Here is a 405-nt window from a genome sequence, read left to right as displayed (position 1 = left end):
GTCCGAACTGACTGAATGGATCAGTGTTCCTTCCGCGACCGGCAAGCCGGGAGAAGCAGATATGCCTGCAATCATGCGTGCCGTGGCGCTCCAGCCTGAAGGGGAAACGATTGCCTATGCGATGCCGCACTTAGCCGAGCATGTTTTGTTTGCGACAAAAGCGATGAATGGCCGGACGCCTGCAGCCATTGTGGTGATCTATGATGTGGCAAAGGCGATTCAATCGATCGCTTTGCCGGAGGCAATAGAACTTCAGGTTCGCCTCGGGAACAGACCCGTTTATGTGCGAAACCCTCATACGCACGGACTTTTTACCGGCTACATGCCGTGGCTGACAGCGGACATGACGCGAACCCCGCTTCGTCCAGATGATGATTCCCAGGCTCATATTCATTTGGACAAGGA

1 protein-coding gene is annotated in these 405 nt (G+C 54.6%); it reads left to right on the top strand.

The features are described 5' to 3' along the window. Window positions 1–405 (top strand): hypothetical protein (locus Tanf_RS15065; RefSeq protein WP_046825158.1); only part of this gene is annotated, 405 nt, incomplete at both ends.

Origin of the sequence: Tannerella forsythia (assembly GCF_001006485.1) — a bacterium.
Classification (GTDB): domain Bacteria; phylum Bacteroidota; class Bacteroidia; order Bacteroidales; family Tannerellaceae; genus Tannerella; species Tannerella forsythia.
The sequence above is the reverse complement of the archived record's forward strand: the minus strand, read 5'-3'. Positions and strand labels throughout refer to the sequence as shown.